Origin of the sequence: Nocardia sp. NBC_01327 (assembly GCF_035958815.1) — a bacterium.
Taxonomy (GTDB): domain Bacteria; phylum Actinomycetota; class Actinomycetes; order Mycobacteriales; family Mycobacteriaceae; genus Nocardia.
The window spans coordinates 6716513-6734768 of the sequence record NZ_CP108383.1; the positions used below are offsets into that span (position 1 = coordinate 6716513).

Consider the following 18256-nt stretch of genomic DNA (forward strand, 5'->3'; position numbering starts at 1 on the left):
TCGGAAGGCGGTATTCGACGTGATCGGTGCGGCATCGGAGGCGGTGACGGGAAATCCGGCGCCCTTCACCTGGGTTACCGCACTGTCGATGCTCATCTTCTGCGGAATCCTGTGGCTGATAGTCGAATACATGCGGACACACACCCGAGCCTCCATGTGGCTGTGGGGTCTGTCGCTGCTGACTTTTCCACTGTGGATTTGGGGCCCGGGGCGCGATATCGGGCTGATCAATTGGTTCTCGTGGGCGAAGATCCTTTCTGTGCTCATTCCGCTGACCGTGGTCGGGGCCATGCGCATCGCGGTGGCCGAGCAGCGGCAGGGACGCGTATGGGAACTACTGCGCAATCCGCGATTCCTGTGGTTCCCGTACGCGATTCTGTTCTTGAACATTGCCGAGGCCACACTGCGCGACTTCCAGCTCGACAATCTCTGGAATGCGGCGGTGGGCGTGGGACTGTGCCTCACCATTCCCTACAGCCCGCGCTTCTGGGCGGTGCTGCCCGGACGTAATGCGGAGCTGGTCGCCTACACCACGATGGCGTGGAACTTCCTGTACACCACATCTTCCCGAAGGTGATGCCGTCCGACGGCTGGTTCAACAATGATGTGTGGCGTGTATGGGGCGTGGTGAATTTCGTGCTCACCATCCCCTATCTTTTCTGGTACACATGGCAATTGGAGTCGGGCCGGGCGTTCATCATGTTCCGGCGCGGGCCTGCCCGGCAGGAGTTTCTGCACGAGCACGGCGATGACATCAAGCGCCTGATGGCGCTGAACTCCTCATTGGATGCCGGCCGGGATACCAGCGAAAAGGCCTGAGCCTCAGCAGCGAGCGGCGTAGGCCGTGTGCGGCGCCGGATGCAGATCGCAGTGGCTGCTGTAGTTCGGCTGATTATCGGGCACGTTCGGAATATTTCCCGTGTCGTTCCCGAAGGTGGTGCCGTTGCTCGCGGGGCCGTTCCCGAAAGTGGTGCCGTTGGTCGAGGGCCCGTTCCCGAAGGTGGTGCCATTGGTCGAGGGGCCGTTGCCGACGGTATTGGACGAAGCATTCGCCAGGGCCGGAGCCAGCGTGGCCGGAACGATCACGAAGGCGCCGACGAGCGCGAAAGCGGCGGCGGCGGTGCGGACATGGTTACACAAACCACGTGCGGTCGGAGGGTATTTCTTCATACCCTGACAACGAGTTCGCCCTTGGCACAGTTCATTTCGGAAATGTTTCGACTGCGCTTCCCCGCTGTTATCTTCACCGTGCCACGGGCGCGGCTCCTAGTCTTTGACCACGATGCCGATCGCGGCGGCGAAAGTGGGGGCGAGATCGAGGAGCTGAGTCGAGGTGATCGTCGCGCCCGCGAGCGCCTCGACACCATCGGAGACATTGAGGTAGCGCGCGCTGCGCAGGTCCACCTTCTTCAGCTCGGCTTTCCGCATGGACAGCGCCTGCACCTCCGAACCCGGAAAGCTGACGGCGGTCAGTTTCGCCTCACTGATATCGATATGGCGCAGTACACAATCCACGAAGGACACATCGTTGAGATGAGCGCCGCGCAGGTTCACCGAATCGAATTTGCAGTTGTAGAACCGGACCCGGCGCAGCCGCGCCCCGAACGCCTCGACACCCGAGAAGGCATTCATCACCAATTCGGTATCCAGCCAAGAACTATCCGACAGGTCGGTACGGATCCACTGGGTGCCGTGGATCCACACGTCATTGAAGCGGGCGTGCCGCATCGTGCCACCGGACACCGTGCCCGCTGTTATCGCGCATTCGGTGAATTGCGCACCCCGGGCCTGCACCTCATCCAGTTGCAGCCCCTCGAAGAGCGCGCAGTCGTACTCCCCCTCCATCCCAATCTCGTCATGCTCCACCAGGTGGCGTGCGAACGACAGGTCGGCCAACTCCCGCGGCATCAGAAGTCCTCACATGATCGGTAATCGAAGCCGATGACATACGTCGCGGCCCCTCGACCGTAGACGAGGGTTTCAGGATCATCGCGAGGCGGAGCGCCCTGCATACGTCCGGAGCGCACGGTGATATACAGGCGTGAACCTTCGCACCGAAACTGACGGAAACGACTGCTAGGAGCGAATTTGACGTCCATTCAGACCATTACCTCCGCACTGGCGGGGCTCGATTCGATCCGCGGCGAGCTGGCCGATTTCTATCGCGATCTGCACGCGCATCCCGAACTGTCCGGAGTCGAGTTCCGCACCGCGGATCAGGTGGCGCGGCAGGCGGCCGCGCTCGGGTACGAGGTGACCACCGAGATCGGCGGCACCGGCGTCATGGCGGTGCTGGCGAACGGTCCGGGTCCGACGGTGCTGGTGCGGGCGGACTTCGACGCCCTGCCCATCCAGGAGGCGACCGGACTGGCATACCAGTCGCGCATCGACGGGGTGATGCACGCCTGCGGGCACGATATGCACGCCACCTGTCTGCTGGGCGCGCTGAAACTGCTCGGCGATGCCCGGGCGTCCTGGTCGGGAACGCTGCTGGCGGTCTTCCAGCCGGCCGAGGAGACCGGCCGCGGTGCGCAGGCCATGATCGACGACGACCTCTTCGCCCGCTTCGGCACCCCCGATATCGTGCTCGCACAGCACACGGCCCCGGTTCCGGTGGGTCTGATCGGCGGGCACAGCGGTATCGCGGCGGCGGCCACCGATGCGCTGCGCATCGTGATGCACGGGCACGGCGGGCACGGTTCCCGGCCCGAGGCCACGGTCGATCCGGTGGTGATGGCGGCGGCCACGGTCATGCGATTGCAGACCATCGTGTCCCGCGAGGTCGCGGCCGATGAGGCCGCGGTGGTGACGGTCGGGGCGATGCGGGCCGGGACCAAGGACAACATCATTCCCGATGACGCTGAGCTGCAACTCAATATCCGCACGTTCACGCCGGAGGTGCGCACGCGGGTACTCGCGGCGGTGGACCGGATCGTGCGGGCCGAGGCGGCGGCGGCCGGTGCGCAGTGGGCGCCGGACACCTCGGTCATCGATGCCTTCCCGGTCATGGTCAATGACGCCGATGCGATGCAGCGCACGCTCGGCGCGTTCGCGGCGGTGTTCGGCAATGACAAGGTGTTCGATCCCGGTCGGATCACCGGCAGTGAGGATGCCGGAAACTTCGCGACCGCGGCCGGAGTTCCCTTGTGCTACTGGATGTTCGGCGTCCTCGATCCGTCGGTGTTCGGCGGTTCCGATCCGGTGCAGATCCTGCACGACCTCATCGGCGGGAGGCTCGATCTGAAGACTGTTCCGGGGCCGCATACCGCGGGTTACGCTCCGGTCGTGGATCCGGCGATCAGGGTCGGGGTCACGGCCATGACGACCGCCGCGCTCACCTGGCTCGGCGAGGCTCGATCGTGACGACCATCGGCGTGACCGGGGCTACCGGCAAGCTGGGATCGCTTGTGGCACAGCGGCTCTCCGCGGCGGGCGCGGATCTGCGATTGATCGCGCGCAGTCCCGGCAAACAGCTGCCGGTTCCCGATGCCGACGTGCGGTATGCCGAATACGGCGACGGGCAGCTGTTCGAGGCGGCGACCACCGGGGTGGACACGCTCCTGCTGGTGTCGGCCATGGAGAGTGAGCTGCGGGTGGCCGAGCACACCACCGCGATCGATGCCGCGCTCGCCGCCGGTGTGCGGCGCATCGTCTACATCTCGTTCCAGGGCGCGGCGCCGGAGGCCACGTTCACCTTCGCGCGCGACCACTGGTACACCGAGCAGCACATCCGGCAGACGGGTGTGGAGTTCACGGTGTTGCGGGACAACAACTATCAGCTGCATCTGCCCGGACTCGCCGATCCGGAGACCGGGGTGATTCGCGGACCGGCCGGTACCGGACGCGTCGCCGCGGTGGCGCACGAGGACATCGCGGAGGTGGCGACCGCAGTTCTGCTCGACGGCACGCTGCTGCCCGGTGAAGTCCGCGATGTCACCGGACCGCAGGCGCTGACGCTCGCCGAGGTCGCCGGCATTCTCAGCAGGCATACCGGGCGGACCATCACCTATGAGCCGGAATCGATTCCCGAGGCGTACGCCAGCCGGGCCGGTTACGGGGCGCCGGAGTGGATGGTCGCGGGCTGGGTCACCTCCTACGAGGCCATCGCGACCGGCGAGCTGGCCGCCGTGTCCGATACGGTGCAGGCGATCACCGGGCGCCTGCCGATCACGTTCGATCGGTATCTCACCGACCATCCCGATATCCTCGGCACGCTGTCCACGTCATGATTAGCGGGCAGGCGCCGAGCTACTCGGAGCACAGGCGAAAGGGTGATCATGCGGGTCGTCGCTGAAATTCTCGTCGGCCTCCTGGCCGTACTGCACCTCTACATCATGGTCATGGAAATGTTCCTCTGGACCACACCCCGCGTGCGCGCTTCCTTCGGCAGCACAGCCGAATTCGCCGAGCAGACGAAGGTCCTGGCGGCAAACCAGGGGCTGTACAACGGCTTTCTCGCCGCGGGCCTGCTCTGGGGCCTGATCGCCTCGGACCCGGTGGGTCACGACGCCCAGATCTTCTTCACGGCCTGTGTGGTGGTGGCGGGACTCTACGGCGGAGCGACAGCCAGCCGCCGAATCCTGCTGGTTCAAGCGCTGCCCGGCGCTATCGCGCTCGCGGCAGTTCTGATCAGCGGTTAGGCGTATCGAACTGTTTCTAGGTCCGCCCGGCTCGGACCTCAGCCGATGGACAGGGCGAGATGGAAGTCGACGCGGTCATTGAGACCGGCCAGACTGTGGCCGGTCAACTGTTCTATGCGGCCGATGCGGTAGCGCAGGGTATTGACATGGACGTGCAGATGGGCGGCGCAGCGGCTCCAGGATCCGGAGGCGTCCAGGAAGGCGGCGAGGGTGGCCACCAGATCGGCGCCGCGCTCGCGGTCGTAATCCTCCAGTGGTCCGATCAGGCGCTGCCGGAACAGGATTCGCACATCGTCGGGAACCGAGGCCAGCAGTAGCAGGTGTGAGGACAATTCGGCGCTGGTCGCGGCGGAGAACCAGTCCTTGGACAGCATTGCCGTGCGGTGTGCGTGGCGCGCTTCGTGCAGCGAACGACGCAGGGCCGTGATGCCTGTCGCCCCGTGACCGATACCGGTGACCACTCGGCCCCCGCCGACGAGGGGGCGCAGCCGTTCGGCGGCCTGGCGCACCACATCGATCAATTCCTTTCCCGCCGTATCGGATTCGACCGGGGTCAGGACGAGGTACCCGGTCTCGGTGCCGATCGGTTCCGTCGATCCCGGCCGGGTGCGCACGATATCGCCGAGGACGACCGCGGCGAGTTCGGCGCCGTACCGGGTGTCGGCGGTACTGGCCAGGACCGCGGTGATCGGGCGATCCGGATCGAGTCCCAGACTGCGCAGCCGCGCTTCGGCAGCTCCGTCGTCGCCGGTGCCCAGGAAGTTCAGGGACTCACGCAGAAACCGCTCCTCGATGAGCCGGCGTTCCTGCCGCGCGGCTTCGGTCATCGCCCAGAGTGCGCATACCTGAGTGATGGCGTCGACGATCCACGGTTCACGGTCGCGGTAGTCGCCCTCGGTCACCAGATACCCCACCGGCGGACGCCGCGCGATCGGCGACTGCACGGGATGCAGTGATGCGGTGCCCTGGCCCACCGCCTGGACACTCGGAAATACCGCCTCCGCCAGCGCATTCCGGAAGGCACGATCCAGTCGGCCGGCCTCGGGTTCCGGCAGCGCACCGCCCATGATCAGCCCGGTCGCCGAGAGCAGGGCGCAGTCGAGCCGCGTCGCACGCCGCAGGGCCGAGACGAGACCCTCGGGTCCTTCTCCCGCCGCCAGACTCGCGAGCAGCTCCCGATGCAGCCCGCTGCCGGGTGCGCCGGTGATCGCGGAATGGACGGCAGCGGTGATGGTGGCGTACGAGACATCGTCGCGCACGGTGCACAGGGTGAGGCGATGCCGTTGGGCCGCATCGCGAATCGCCTGCGGGACGCGGCCGACGATGGCGGTGCCGACCACCAGCGCCGCCGATCCCGCACCGGCGAGCGCGGCGCAGAAGATCTCCGCATCGGATTCGGTGCGGTACCAGCCCGCACTGGTCAGCACCAGCTCCCCGCCCGCGAGGTAGCCGACCGGATCGGGCAGATCGGTGGTGTAGACACCGCGCACAATGCGATCGGACGGACTGTGGCTCAGCAATTCCAGACCGAGGTCGGGACGGTCGAGCAGTTCCGATACCAGCAGCGGCGGCATCGTCCTCACCTCCGAGCGGGATCGAGTGTTACAGCGATGTGCACACCGATGACTCGATGTTCGGAGGATTCTACAAACCCCGCACCGCTGCGGCAGTTCGGGTTCGTACAGCGGCGCTCTGATGAAACCCCCTGGCAGAAGACTTGACTGAAGTAGTCGCCCGATCAATGCCGATCTCGCGCACCCCTCGGAAACGCCGCTCAGGCCGGAGTCCGCCGCTTGTCGCTCGTAGGAGTCACCAATGTCCGCTGCCGATGAGGTCCTCGCGACCGCACGGGAAAATCCCTACGGCATAGAGGTTCTCGGGGTCGAACCCATTCCGCCGGAGCTCCGGCACGGCGGGCCGAGATCGTTGTTCACGCTGTGGTTCGGCGCGAACACCCAGTTCGCGACGCTGTCGGTGGGCGCACTGTCCACCGCGGTGTTCGGGCTGGATCTGGTGCCCGCCATTCTCGCCATCGTGCTGGGCACGCTGATCAGCTCGGTGCTGGTCGGGGTGCTGTCCACCCGCGGTCCGGCCACCGGTCTGCCGCAATTGATTCAAACCAGGGGGCCGTTCGGCTGGTTCGGGAATCTGCCCGCGGTCGTCTCCACGGCGGTGGGCGGGATCGGCTGGTACGTGGTCGATACCACGCTGGGGATCTTCATCCTGCGAGATTTGCTCGATATCGGCTTCACGCCCTCGCTGCTGATCATGGTGGTCGCGCAGTTGATCGTGCCGCTCATCGGCTACCGCCTGATCCACGCGATGGAGAAGTGGCTCGCCACGGGGTTGGTCTGCGTTTTCGCCGTGGTCACCGCCTACGCCACCGGCCAGGTCAGCCTGACCACGGCCACCCATCCTGCGGGGAGCGTCGTCGGGGCATTCCTGCTGACGGTGTCCGTCACCGGTGCGCGGGGATTGGGCTGGGCGGCATATGCCTCCGACTACAGCCGGTATCTACCCGCAGGCACCAGTAGCCGACGCGTATTCGCCGCTGCCGCAGGCGGTTCCATTGTCTCCGGGGTCTGGATCGGCGGGCTCGGGGCGGCGCTCGGCACGGTCGCCGCGGTCGCTGATCCCAGTTCCATGGTCCGGCAATTCCTGCCCTCGATCTTCGGCACCGTCGTGCTCGTATCGCTGCTGCTGTCCACCCTCGCTTCGACGGTGCTGGACCTGCATTCGGGGTCGATGGCCGCCCTCGCCGCCGGGGTGCGCATACCGCGCTGGGCATCGGTGGTGCTGGTATGCCTGATCGGATCGGTGCTGGCCTGGTGGGCCGGGCAGCACGATTTTGTCAGCACCTTCCAGAACTTCCTGCTGATCACCAGCTACTGGCTCGCGCCGTGGGCGGCGGTGACCGTCACCGCCTTCTTCCGGCGCGGCCGAACCGTCGCCACGGCTGTTGAATTGTCCGATCGCCGACGCCGTTTCGGCTGGGGGCTGCCCGCCACCGTGCTCGGTGTGCTGGCGTCGATCCCGTTCATGAGCCAAAGCGTGTACACCGGGCCGATCGCGGCCGCGCATCCTGATATCGCCGGGCTCGGACACGTCATCGGCTGCACTGTCGCAGTTCTCGCCTACATCGCGGTCACCGCTCTCGACCAGGAAAGGGTCCCCGCATGATTTCGCCTCGCACCCTGATTCGCAATGGCATTGTCATCCCCTGCGCCGGAGACAGAGCGGTGTTCGATCCCGGCTCGGTGCTGATCGAGAACGGGCGCATCACCGCCGTCGGAACCGTGGCGCAACTCGACGCCGCGGCCGCCGATGCGATTGTCGTCGATGCCACCGATCACGCGGTCATTCCCGGTCTGCACAACTGTCACCTGCACTCCGGACTGCTGCGCGGGACCGCCGAATCCAAGTCGCTGTGGGATTGGCTGCGCGACTATGTCGATCCCGCGCATCGCGCGCTGACACCGGATATCGCCGAGGCGGCGTCGCTGCTGTGCTACACCGAGGCGCTGCGCGGCGGCACCACCTCGGTGATGGATATGTGGCGCTATATGGAGGGTTCCGCGCACGCTGCGGAGGCGGTGGGCCTGCGTGCCACACTCGTCCCGTACGTTGCCGATCTGCCGGGATACGACTACTTCGAAACGCTCGCGAGCAATCGCGCGCTGCTCGAGAACTATCGCACCTACGCCGATGACCGGGTGCGCTCCTGGGTCGGGCTCGAGCATCTGTTCTATTGCAGCCCTGAAGCTTTCACCGCTGCGGCCGCGCTCGCCGACGAGTTCGACACCGGACTGCACACGCATTCCTCGGAGACTGTTTCCGAAGTCGAGGAATCGCTGCGCAGATTCGGCCGCCGGCCGATCGAAGAGTTCCTGCACCGCGGCATTCTCGGCCCCCGCACCGTGGTGGCGCACTGCGTCTGGGTGGACGAGCGGGAGATGGATATCCTCGCGGAGACCGGAACCAGTGTGGCGCACTGCCCATGCTCGAATATGAAGCTGTCCTCCGGGCCCGCGCCGGTAATCGCCATGCGCGACAAGGGAATCACCGTTGGGCTGGGCAGTGACGGTGAGAAGGAGAACAACAATCTGGATCTGCTCGAGGAGATGAAATTCGGGTCGCTGCTGCAGAAGGTCACCACCCTCGATCCGACGACGGGGGACCCGTGGGACATGTTGACCATGGCGACTATCGACGGCGCACGCGCCCTGGGGCTCGACGGCGAGACCGGGTCGCTCGAGCCCGGTAAGAAGGCTGATGTTGTGCTGGTGGATCTGCGCGCCCTGCACACTACGCCGCTGCTGCACGGTGACGACTTCAATGCGGTGGCGCACCTGGTGTTCTCGGCTTCCGCCGCTGATGTGTCGCAGGTGTATGTCGACGGTCGCCTGGTCGTCGATGACGGGAAGGTGCTGACCGTCGACACCGATGCGGTCCGGGCACGAGCCCAGAATGCCGCCGAAGAACTCTTCGCGCGGCGCGCCGACCTGACCAGAGAGAGGTCCTGAAAGATGACTGTCATGACGGCAAGTACTCAGCCCGGTCCGGGCTCCACCGGCGATTTGCCGGACGGTGATCTCGCCTTGCTGCGCACGGCGATCGCAGAATCGTTCGCCTCTCGGGAGCGGGGGCGGCATCCCTTCGGCGCGCTCGTCGCTGACGAGAACGGGGTGATCGTGGCGCGGCGGGGTAATAATTCCGCGCCTCCGGAGGGTGATCCGACTCAGCATGCCGAGCTCTCCGCTGCTGCGGAGGCGGTCAAGCACCTCACGTCGGAGGAGCTCGCGCGGGCCACCCTGTACACGAGCGCGGAGCCCTGCGTGATGTGCGCGGGGGCCATTTATTGGACGGGTATCGGGCGGGTTGTGTACGCGCTCTCGGAGGAGAAGTTGCTCGGGCTTACCGGGGACAATCCGGAGAACCCCACGTTCGCGCTCCCCTGCCGTGAGGTTTTCGCGCGCGGTCAGCGCCACATCGAGGTGTGCGGGCCGATGCTGGAGGACGAGGCGGCTGCCGCGCATGAGGGGTTCTGGCACTAGCCGCAACGCATTTCGTCACATGCCGTTGCATTCGATGAGCGGGGGCGGGTAGTCGGGGGCGAGGAGGGGGGCTCGCCAGGGTTTGTGGATGTCGGCGCCGGGGAGGTGGGCGAGTTCGGGGAGCCAGCGGCGGGCGTAGGCGCCGTCGGGGTCGTAGCGGTCGGCCTGGCGGATGGGGTTCAGGACTCGGTTGGGGCGGGAGTCGGTGCCGGTGCCCGCGGCCCACTGCCAGTTGAGTTGGTTGTTGGCGACATCGCCGTCGACGAGCCAGCGCTGGAAATGGGCAGCGCCGATACGCCAGTCGATGCCGAGGGATTTGCTGAGGAAGCTCGCCGCGATGAGGCGGGCGCGGCCGGGCATCCAACCCTCGGCCAGGAGTTGACGCATGCCCGCGTCGATGACCGGGTATCCGGTGCGGCCGGCGCACCAGGCCGCGACCGCCTGGGGATCATTGCGCCAGGGTGCCGGGCGGGAGCGATAGTCCTCGGTGGCGACCTCGGGCCGGGCGGCCAAGATCTGATTATTGAAGTCGCGCCAGGCCAATTGGCGGGCGAAGGCGTAGCCGCCGGGGGTCGACAGGTCGGTGCGGCGGACCATTTCGGTGGGTGACAGGCAGCCGAAGTGCAGGTAGGACGCCAGGCGGGAGGTGGCATCGGCGGCCAGATCGTCACTGGCGGAGGCATATTCGCCGATGGGGCCGGAAAGCCAGTCGCGCAACAGCTTTCGCCCGGTCGTCTCGCCGCCCACGGCCAACTGCGGTGAGCTCTCCGCCGAACTCAGGGCGGTGATGTCGGGCAGTGCCGCACCGGCGATATCCGGCACCGTCACCTCGCCGGGTCGTGCCACCGCACTGCGCAGGGGGGTCTCCAGCCAGCGTCGGAAGTACGGCGTGAACACCGCGAAGTGGTCCCGCCCGGTCGCCGGGCGCAGATCCGGAGGATCGACGACGCTCACCGACCCCGAATGCACGATCAGCCGACAATCGCTGCCCCCCAGCCGATCCCGCAGCCGCCGGGCCCGCACGGTGCTGTACCCGCTCACATCCGAGGCGATATGCACCTCCGTCGCCCCGGTCTCGGCGACCACCCCCGCCACCTGCTCAGCGATATCACCCCGCCGCACGACAAGCCGTCCCCCGACAGCCCGCAACTCGCTCTCGAGCTCACCGAGCGCCGCCAGCAGAAACCGAATCCGATTCGCCGAAAGCGACGCCCGCTCGAGAATGCGGTCGTCGAAAACAAACAGCGGCACCACCGCACCGGCACGACAGGCCGCCGCCAACACCGGATTGTCCCGCACCCGCAAATCCCTCGTGAACAGGGCAACTGCGACGCTCATCGAAGATCCACCCTAGGCATCCGGCCATCGTAGCTTCGCCCTAGTGAACAATGAGCCACGTTCGACACCGCCGACAAGGAACGGCAATGAATGAGCCCGTAGGGCCGCGCCAGGCCGCTCTCCTCTCCCCGGAGAACCACCAGCCTCCCCTCCCCGAAGACCATCAGCCTCGTCGTGTGACACGCAGGGGCGCACCGCTTGCCTACCTGATCGCCTGCGAGTCGCTATCGCTTCGTCAGGGCGCGAATCGCTTCCGCGAGCGCGGGCGCTGCGATCAGGTCATCGAGAACGACATCGCCATACGAGCGCTACGACTCCGACTTCAGGTCGCGGATCAGGACATGCAGCGTCGGCGCATCCGGCCAGCTGGGCTTCAGAGTGCCGACTCGCCGCCAGCCCCAATTGATGTAACTGGTGTAGGCGCGCACGTTGTCCGGTTCGACGAGCAGAGTCGCCCGCTGTTCCGGTCGCCCCCCGAGCAACTCGTCGTGCAGTGCCCGGGCTATCCCGCGCCCGGCGAATTCCTTACAGACCATGATCTCGCTGAGCGCAAAGGTCCGCATTCCATTCTCAGCGACGAAAGCCGCGCGATCCCCTTCCCCCAGTGCAAGATTCGCCCACCATCGACTGTTCGAAGCGAGCGGCCAGCCCCACGCCTGCCCGACCGGCTCACCCTCGATACTCCCCACAACAAGCTCGAACCGGCCCGCATGCGGATCGGTATACGCATCGAAGCGCCGCATGAACGCCTCCGGCGCGACAAACGAATCGCCGGCGGCAATCTGGTCGACATACGCATGACGGTAGACACTTTCGACAGTGTCGCGAATCCCACGCGCCTGCGCGGCGGTGTATCGGTCGAATCGCAGCCCGGGGATGAGGTCGGTGCTCATACAGTCACTGTGCACGCCAACGCATCGAACCGGCGGCGAAATTCCTCCGCCACGGGGAGATCCGCTACCGAAAGCCGCATAGGTTCGAGCATCTTGATCGTTCGCGGCGACGCCAACCCGTCGGCGAGATCAGCCAGGACAGGAAGGCTTTCGGAGATCGCATTCGCGAAATCGCCGCCGCTCGCGAATGTCGCTGCCTTGCCCGCACGGTAGAAGGTTGTATTGCGGCCCGGCGCGTCACGTTCCATCTCATTGAAGATCTGGACAGCTCGGTCGGTGTTTCCGAGGCGCGCGTATCCGCGCGCCTCGTGAAACCGGATCTCGCTGTAGGTGACGAAGCGCAGCCACACCGGGCTGGTCTCGATCGGCTCGTTGTCGATAGCTTCCGCGAGCTCTCGCCACGCGGTCGCGACGGCACGCGAAAAGCCCTGCGCATCACCGAGTTGGGCATGGGCTTGCGCATCGCGCGTGGCGATTGCCGCATGGATTCGCCCAGATGGACGGCCACGCAGCAGGTTCCGGGCATGCCCTGTCAGTCGCAGCGCATGCCGGGCGCTCCCTTGCCCGGTCGCGGTGAGCGCCAGCGTCTGCAAGGACTCCGCCACGCACGCGTGCACGGTGACATCGTCGGCACCAGCCTGATTTCCCAGGGAGAACGCATCTGTGACACAGCGTTTGGCGTGCGGGTGCATGGTCGCGTCGAACGCCAGCCAGCTGGCAGTCGCGGCGAGATTCCCTACTTCGGCCGTGAACGCCGACGCCGCTGCGCCAGTATCGAAGATGCAGGTGTCGAGTACCCGCTTCATCTGCTCCAACTGGTAGAACACAGCACGAACGAGCGGAGCGCCGCCGGTTTTACACGCCTGCTGCTCAATCTGATCGGTCAGCAACGCCAATCGCTGAGCATCGCTGACGCCAACGCGGGGCGCGTCCACGTCGACCAGGGGTGCAGCCAACGTAATACCCGCCAGAATTCCGAATTCCCGCCGCTTCATCTCGTCATTGCCCTCCGCGCTGAGCAGTTCGCTACCAGATGGTGGCAAATTCAGGTACGCCTCCGCGAGCGCGATCCGAAAGCGCTCTGACGGTGCGGATTCGAGTCCTGAGAGCAGCGTGTCGAGAGCCTCGGCCGATCGGCCCACTACAGGCCGATCAATCGTGGCTCGCTGCTCCCATTTCTGGACGGTCGGAGTCACGAACCCGAGCGTTTCGGCGAACTCCTCCTGAGTCATTCGTAGTGCCGCCGTGCGCAGCGCTCGAACCTCAGTTCCCGTCCATTTGCTGACGATCATCGTTGCCCCTGCTCCGACCTCGCAACAGTCCGTCTGTGAAGCGTACGACCTCCGTAGTGGCCGCATGGCTGGGATCGGCCATCCCGCTCGGAGATGCTCGACAGGAGCCCCGGAGCTGGGCGCTCGCAACGACAACCGAGGCCAGGGAGGAATCGGGAATGGAACTCATCCTCGCTCTCACGCTCACTGCGACAGTGCTCGCGGCAGCTCTAGCCGGTCGGCGCACGGCGTACCGGCCGCGCCACTGCGCCGGAGTCACGGTCGCTGACCTTCGGGCACGGGTGGCGGCCGATCGCACGTTCCTGCCGGTTGCCAGGGGGTGGTGATCGTGCTCGAAATACCTACTGCCATAGGCTATTTGCGCTCGGATATCTCCCGCTCGCGCCAGCCTTGGGATGAGATTCAAATCCGTAGCCTCGCACGGCGGCTCGGGTATGTGCTGGCGAAGACCGTCGTATTCAGTGAACGCACCGATGATCCGATGCAGCGGGTGATCGATGTTGTCCGCACCATCGATGCCGAAGCGGTGGTCATCCCGGGGCTCGAGCATGTCGACGGGTATCCACCCTCTGCGCTGCTTGCGGTCGCTGATGTCATTACCGTCTCGCCCGAGCAGACCTTCTCGCGGTGGGTCATCCCACCCGATGCGCCTGCCGGTATGAGTGCTCGATGACACATCGTTTCGGCCGTCAATTGCGGCAGGGGACCTTACAAAAAACGGGTGCAGGGCGGGGGTTGGACCGTGTTGGATGGGTGGGTGACATTGCCACGTAAGGGAACTCGGGTGCTTGCCCTGGATGGGGAGCGGTATCGGTGGGTTGTTTCGTCTAGTGATCTGCCCAATTTGCGGTTTGTGATCGAGGCCGAGGATGTGAATGGGCAGCGGGTGGTGGTTGGAGTGGATGATGGGTCGGTGATTACGCCGGCGCTGGTGAGCAGGGCTGTGGCGGAGGCGCTTCGTGCGGGGTGGACGCCGCAGGAGCGTGGTCCGCAGTTGCATTTCCGGCTCGAGGGAGAGCAGTTTGTGCCGCACGGGGTGGGAGGCGGGTGGCCGGCCTGAGGGTATTCGGTGTCTGAGGGTTCGGCTCGAGGTGCGGGCAATACCTGACGGGGCGGGTCGGGGCGGCGACTATTGCGGGTATGACCCAGATCGCGTCCTCTCCTGATCAGGTGGTGGCTCAGCGCTACCGCGACCCGGCACCGACTGCGCCTGCGGGCTGGAATCCGGTGCTGCAGGTGCTGCACGAGCATCGGTCGGTGCGCCGGTATCTGAGCGATCCGGTGCCGGATGCTGTACTCCGACTGCTTGTTTCGGCGGCACAGTCCGCGCCGACCTCCTCCAATCTGCAGGTGTGGAGTGTGATCGCGGTTCGCGATCCGGAGCGGAAGGCACGGCTCGCGGCACTGGCCGGCGATCAGGAGCACATTCGGCAGGCACCGGTACTGCTGGTGTGGACGGCCGATCTGGCGCGGTTGCGCGGGCTGGCGGCCGAGCGTGCGGTTCCGCTGGACGGGGCCGACTATCTCGAGTCGAGCTATGTGGCGTTTCTGGACGCGGCGCTGGCGGCACAGAATGCGGTGGTCGCGGCGGAATCGCTGGGGCTGGGCACCGTCTATATCGGCGCGATTCGCAATAACCCCGAGCAGGTGGCGGCCGAATTGTCCTTGCCGCCTGGGGTTTTCGCGGTGGTCGGCTTGGTCGTGGGCACTCCGGACCCGAGCGAGGACGCGCGTGTGAAGCCGCGCCTGCCGCAGGCCGCGGTGCTGCACGAGGAAACCTACGATGCGAGCGGGCAGAGCGCGCATGTGGCGGAGTACGAGACGCGCATCGCGGAGTTCTACGCCGAACAGCAACTCGACCACTCCTGGACCGACCGGGTGCTGTCCCGCCTCGGCTCGGCCGCCGCCCTCAAGGGACGCGACCGGCTGCGCGATCAGCTTACGGCCCAGGGCTTTCCGCTGCACTGAGCCGCGGTGCGCCGGTGTCGTCCACACCCAGATTGGCGAGCAGTCGAAGGTTGTCCGCAACGATGCTGCCCGGTTCCGGAGCCAAGGTGATCAGCTCCTGACCGGAGCCGTCCGGCAGCATGAACCGCTCCTGATGCAGGGTGATCACGCCGACCATCGGATGCCGAAAGCGTTGCGCCCCATGGCCGCGCACGCTGACCTCGGCGGCGGCCCACAGTTCGCTGAACCGGCGGCTGCCGATGGACAGCTCACCGATGAGCGCGGCCAGTTCCGGGTCATCGGGGAACTCCCCCGCGGCATGACGAAGGTGGGCCACGCTGTCGGCGGTGCACGAGGATCGATCGGCGTACAGCTCGAAGCGGTCGGCGTCGAGAAAGATCATCCGAGCGAGATTGCGTTCCGCGACCGGCATCTGGTCCAGATCGCAGTACAGCAGACCTGCCAGACGGTTGTAGGCCAGCACGTCGATGCGGTGGTTGAGGATCAGCGCCGGATAGTCCGACATGGAGTCCAGCAGTCGTCGCAGTTGCGGTCGGACCACGGTCGGATAGCCGGCCCGCTGCGGCCGGCGGCTGCGCTGTTTGACCAGCCTGTGCAGGTGCTCACGGGCCACCTCGTCCAGTTGCAGCACCCGCGAGAGCGCATCCAGCACCTGCTCCGACGGTTGTGTCGCCCGGCCCTGTTCGAGCCGGGTGTAGTAATCGACGCTCACACCCGCCAGCTGCGCCAGTTCCTCGCGTCGCAAACCGGTCACCTTGCGGCGGCCACCGCCGGTGACGCCGGCCGATTCCGGCGACACCCGCGCTCGGCGCGACTGTAGGAACACGCTGAGGTCGCCGAGATCATCCATACCTCCCAGTATGCGCAGGCGCGGCCGGGACATCGGTGGCCCTGTCAGTCCCAGGGAACCCGGGTCCGGTGGATACGCAAGTCTCTGGTGGCTGCCCCGCATCGGCCACAGGATCGCTGACATGAACGTACTGATCGTCTACGCGCACCCCGACCCGAAATCACTGACCGGATCGCTGAAGGACTTCGCCGTCGACGCCCTGCGCGCGGACGGCCACGAGGTCGCGGTCACGGACCTGTATGCCATGAAATGGCAAGCGGCAGCGCACTTCACCGACTTCGACGGCATTACGGGTCCGGATTTCATGTCCGCCTCCGGGGAGGCCTACCGGTCCGATCGGCTGATCGCGGAGGTGCGCGCCGAACAGCAGAAGCTGCTCGACGCCGACCTGGTCATCCTGCAGTTCCCGCTGTGGTGGTTCACCATGCCCGCGATCCTCAAGGGCTGGATCGACCGCGTCTTCACCTACGACTTCGCCTACGGCGCACAGGTTTCGCGCTACGGCGCGGGACCGTTCACCGGTAAACGCGCTCTGGTCGCCACCACCGTGGGCGGCAGAATCGGGCACTACACCGACCGCGGAGTCAACGGCCCCATCGACGACCTACTGTTCCCGATCAATCACGGCGTGCTGTCCTTCACCGGGTTCGATGTCCTGCCCCCGTTCGTCGCGCACAGCGCGGTCCACCTGAACGACCAGCGCTACACCGAGATTGCCGAAAGCTACCGGCAACACCTCGCGACCGCGTTCACCGCCGAACCGATTCCCTACCGCTCGGAATCGGGCGGCGACTACGCGGGCCTGACCTATCAGGACGGTTCGGAGCTCGTGCCGGGTCGAGAACCCCACGGCACCAGCGGATTCGCACTCCACATCGCTGCCCCGGGCCAGCGGTGACGCTGGTGGCATCAGCAAACGCGAATCGTGCGTACCCACCCATGACGGTGACGTGAACGTGGCGCCGACCAGGAACTGGTGGCGGGATCTTCTCGACGTTTACCGCCCTCAGTTCCTGGTGAGCGTCGTTTCAGTTGTCGGAGAGGGGCATGAGGTGTCGACGCGGCCTGTGCGGTGACGAACTGCGCGGATGTTGGGGACCGGCCGGGCCGGTGGTGGGGAAATCCGGTGGTGCGGTCCGTGATCACGTGGTCACACTGCACTGGTGGCGCGGAGGGAAGAGGCTGGGCGAGTATCGATCCGAACCCGGGCGACCGGGTGGAGTCTGACCTCGTGGGTGTTGTTCGCCGGTTCCGGGCCGTTGGCCAAAGCGGTGATGATGGCGGGCTGGCCTGCGGCGGCGGTGACTTCGGCGCGGATCGTGTTGGCGGCGGGGCTGCTGGTGCCGCTCGTTGCGGTGGTGCGGCCACGGGCGCTGCGATTCCGCCGTGCCGATCTGTGGCTGCTACTCGGGTACGGAATTCTCGGCGTCGCGGGGGTGCAATTGCTGTTCTTCGTTGCGGTGGCACGGGTTCCGGTCGGGGTGGCGATGGTGCTGGTCAATCTTGCGCCGGCGTTGGTCGCGCTCTGGGTGCAGGTGGTGCGGCGCACTCGACTGCCCGGAACGGCGTGGCTGGGCATCGGATTCGCCGTGCTCGGATTGGCCCTGGTCGCACAGATCTGGCAGGGCGCCCGGTTGGACCTGCTCGGCATTGCCGCCGGTCTGGGCTCGGCGATCTGCTCGGCCGGATACTTCCTGCTCGGCGAACACGGTGCGAGCAGGCACGACCCGATCGGGCTGACCGCTGCCGGATTGGCTATCGGCGCAATGGTAGTGGCGGTTTTCGCCCCGCCTTGGACGCTGCCCGCGGCACTACTTTCCGCGCCGGCCGTACTGGGTGATCTACGAACGCCGGTCTGGCCGGTGCTGCTGATCCTGGCGGTGGCCGGCACCGTGCTGCCCTACCTGGCCGGGCTTCGCGCCCTGCGCGATCTGCCCTCGGCATCGGCCAGCGTACTGGCCGTGGTGGAACCTGTGGTGGCCGCCGCACTGGCCTGGCTACTGCTCGGCCAATCGCTCGGACTGATGCAGATGATGGGCGCTGTGATCATGCTGACGGGCGCAATGCTGGTGCAGCTGACCATGTCCGACACCGCTCCCGCCATATCGAACCGGACGCGGCGGTAGCGGTGATCGGCCCGCACGCAGCGAGCCGATCCGCCCGGGTTCACCAGCCGGAGCCGGAACCGCCTGATCCGGTGTTGGCCAGAATGGTGCCGATG

The 18256-nt window shown here is 66.2% G+C and carries 19 protein-coding genes; 12 read left to right on the forward strand and 7 right to left on the reverse strand.

Translation table 11 applies throughout. The annotated features are described in order from the left end of the window. Positions 1-19: 19 nt before the first annotated feature. Both OG326_RS31025 and OG326_RS31030 read left to right on the forward strand, forming a co-directional pair. Entirely contained in the window at positions 20-577 is a 558-nt protein-coding gene (locus OG326_RS31025; protein WP_327140694.1) for a hypothetical protein, read from the forward strand. Next, entirely contained in the window at positions 574-819 is a 246-nt protein-coding gene (locus OG326_RS31030) for a hypothetical protein (RefSeq protein ID WP_327140695.1), read from the forward strand. Before OG326_RS31025 ends, OG326_RS31030 begins: the two co-directional genes overlap by 4 nt. Before the next feature lie 3 nt (positions 820-822). Here OG326_RS31030 and OG326_RS31035 read toward each other — a convergent pair whose 3' ends face one another. Beyond that, complete coding sequence (locus OG326_RS31035) at positions 823-1140, reverse strand: hypothetical protein (RefSeq protein WP_327140696.1); 318 nt, start codon at positions 1138-1140, stop codon at positions 823-825. Between the two features lie 126 nt (positions 1141-1266). Beyond that, positions 1267-1908: a pentapeptide repeat-containing protein gene (locus OG326_RS31040; protein WP_327140697.1), complete on the reverse strand. Its 642-nt coding sequence runs from the start codon at positions 1906-1908 to the stop codon at positions 1267-1269. Positions 1909-2088: 180 nt separating this feature from the next. On the opposite strand from OG326_RS31040, the gene OG326_RS31045 reads away from it, so the two are divergent. The 3 genes from OG326_RS31045 to OG326_RS31055 are packed head-to-tail and all read left to right on the forward strand — an operon-like array spanning position 2089 to position 4640. Next, entirely contained in the window at positions 2089-3363 is a 1275-nt protein-coding gene (locus OG326_RS31045; protein WP_327140698.1) for an amidohydrolase, read from the forward strand. Beyond that, positions 3357-4229 (forward strand): SDR family oxidoreductase, encoded by an 873-nt coding sequence (locus OG326_RS31050; RefSeq protein WP_327146622.1) that lies wholly within the window; start codon positions 3357-3359, stop codon positions 4227-4229. The genes OG326_RS31045 and OG326_RS31050 overlap by 7 nt, the downstream gene beginning before the upstream one ends. Before the next feature lie 48 nt (positions 4230-4277). Next, positions 4278-4640, forward strand: a complete 363-nt coding sequence (locus OG326_RS31055) for a DUF1304 domain-containing protein (RefSeq protein ID WP_327140699.1) — start codon at positions 4278-4280, stop codon at positions 4638-4640. Positions 4641-4678: 38 nt separating this feature from the next. Here the strand turns inward: OG326_RS31055 and OG326_RS31060 are convergent, their stop codons facing one another. Beyond that, entirely contained in the window at positions 4679-6214 is a 1536-nt protein-coding gene (locus tag OG326_RS31060; RefSeq protein ID WP_327140700.1) for a helix-turn-helix domain-containing protein, read from the reverse strand. A gap of 241 nt (positions 6215-6455) precedes the next feature. Between OG326_RS31060 and OG326_RS31065 the strand changes: the two genes are divergently transcribed. Genes OG326_RS31065 through OG326_RS31075 form a run of 3 tightly spaced genes read left to right on the forward strand, consistent with a single transcriptional unit; the run spans position 6456 to position 9694 of the window. Then, a complete protein-coding gene (locus OG326_RS31065; protein WP_327140701.1) occupies positions 6456-7820 on the forward strand; it encodes a purine-cytosine permease family protein in 1365 nt (454 codons plus the stop codon). Continuing rightward, entirely contained in the window at positions 7817-9163 is a 1347-nt protein-coding gene (locus OG326_RS31070; protein ID WP_327140702.1) for an amidohydrolase family protein, read from the forward strand. The genes OG326_RS31065 and OG326_RS31070 overlap by 4 nt, the downstream gene beginning before the upstream one ends. A gap of 12 nt (positions 9164-9175) precedes the next feature. After that, positions 9176-9694, forward strand: a complete 519-nt coding sequence (locus OG326_RS31075; RefSeq protein ID WP_327140703.1) for a nucleoside deaminase — start codon at positions 9176-9178, stop codon at positions 9692-9694. Between the two features lie 15 nt (positions 9695-9709). Here OG326_RS31075 and OG326_RS31080 read toward each other — a convergent pair whose 3' ends face one another. The 3 genes from OG326_RS31080 to OG326_RS31090 all read right to left on the reverse strand — a co-directional run bounded on the left by OG326_RS31080 (position 9710) and on the right by OG326_RS31090 (position 13217). Beyond that, entirely contained in the window at positions 9710-11032 is a 1323-nt protein-coding gene (locus tag OG326_RS31080) for a cryptochrome/photolyase family protein (protein WP_327140704.1), read from the reverse strand. Between the two features lie 308 nt (positions 11033-11340). Then, a complete protein-coding gene (locus tag OG326_RS31085) occupies positions 11341-11925 on the reverse strand; it encodes a GNAT family N-acetyltransferase (RefSeq protein ID WP_327140705.1) in 585 nt (194 codons plus the stop codon). After that, entirely contained in the window at positions 11922-13217 is a 1296-nt protein-coding gene (locus OG326_RS31090) for a helix-turn-helix domain-containing protein (protein WP_327140706.1), read from the reverse strand. The genes OG326_RS31085 and OG326_RS31090 overlap by 4 nt, the downstream gene beginning before the upstream one ends. A 328-nt stretch (positions 13218-13545) precedes the next feature. Here OG326_RS31090 and OG326_RS31095 point away from each other — a divergent pair, with 328 nt between their 5' ends. Next, positions 13546-13890, forward strand: a complete 345-nt coding sequence (locus OG326_RS31095; RefSeq protein ID WP_327140707.1) for a hypothetical protein — start codon at positions 13546-13548, stop codon at positions 13888-13890. A 467-nt stretch (positions 13891-14357) separates the two neighbouring features. Beyond that, positions 14358-15185: an NADPH-dependent oxidoreductase gene (locus OG326_RS31100; protein ID WP_327140708.1), complete on the forward strand. Its 828-nt coding sequence runs from the start codon at positions 14358-14360 to the stop codon at positions 15183-15185. Here OG326_RS31100 and OG326_RS31105 read toward each other — a convergent pair. Continuing rightward, entirely contained in the window at positions 15157-16035 is an 879-nt protein-coding gene (locus OG326_RS31105) for a helix-turn-helix transcriptional regulator (RefSeq protein ID WP_327140709.1), read from the reverse strand. The genes OG326_RS31100 and OG326_RS31105 overlap by 29 nt on opposite strands. 121 nt (positions 16036-16156) lie before the next feature. Between OG326_RS31105 and OG326_RS31110 the strand changes: the two genes are divergently transcribed. Then, positions 16157-16933 (forward strand): NAD(P)H-dependent oxidoreductase, encoded by a 777-nt coding sequence (locus OG326_RS31110; protein WP_327140710.1) that lies wholly within the window; start codon positions 16157-16159, stop codon positions 16931-16933. A 265-nt stretch (positions 16934-17198) separates the two neighbouring features. Beyond that, entirely contained in the window at positions 17199-18161 is a 963-nt protein-coding gene (locus tag OG326_RS31115; RefSeq protein WP_327140711.1) for an EamA family transporter, read from the forward strand. Positions 18162-18256 lie beyond the last annotated feature (95 nt).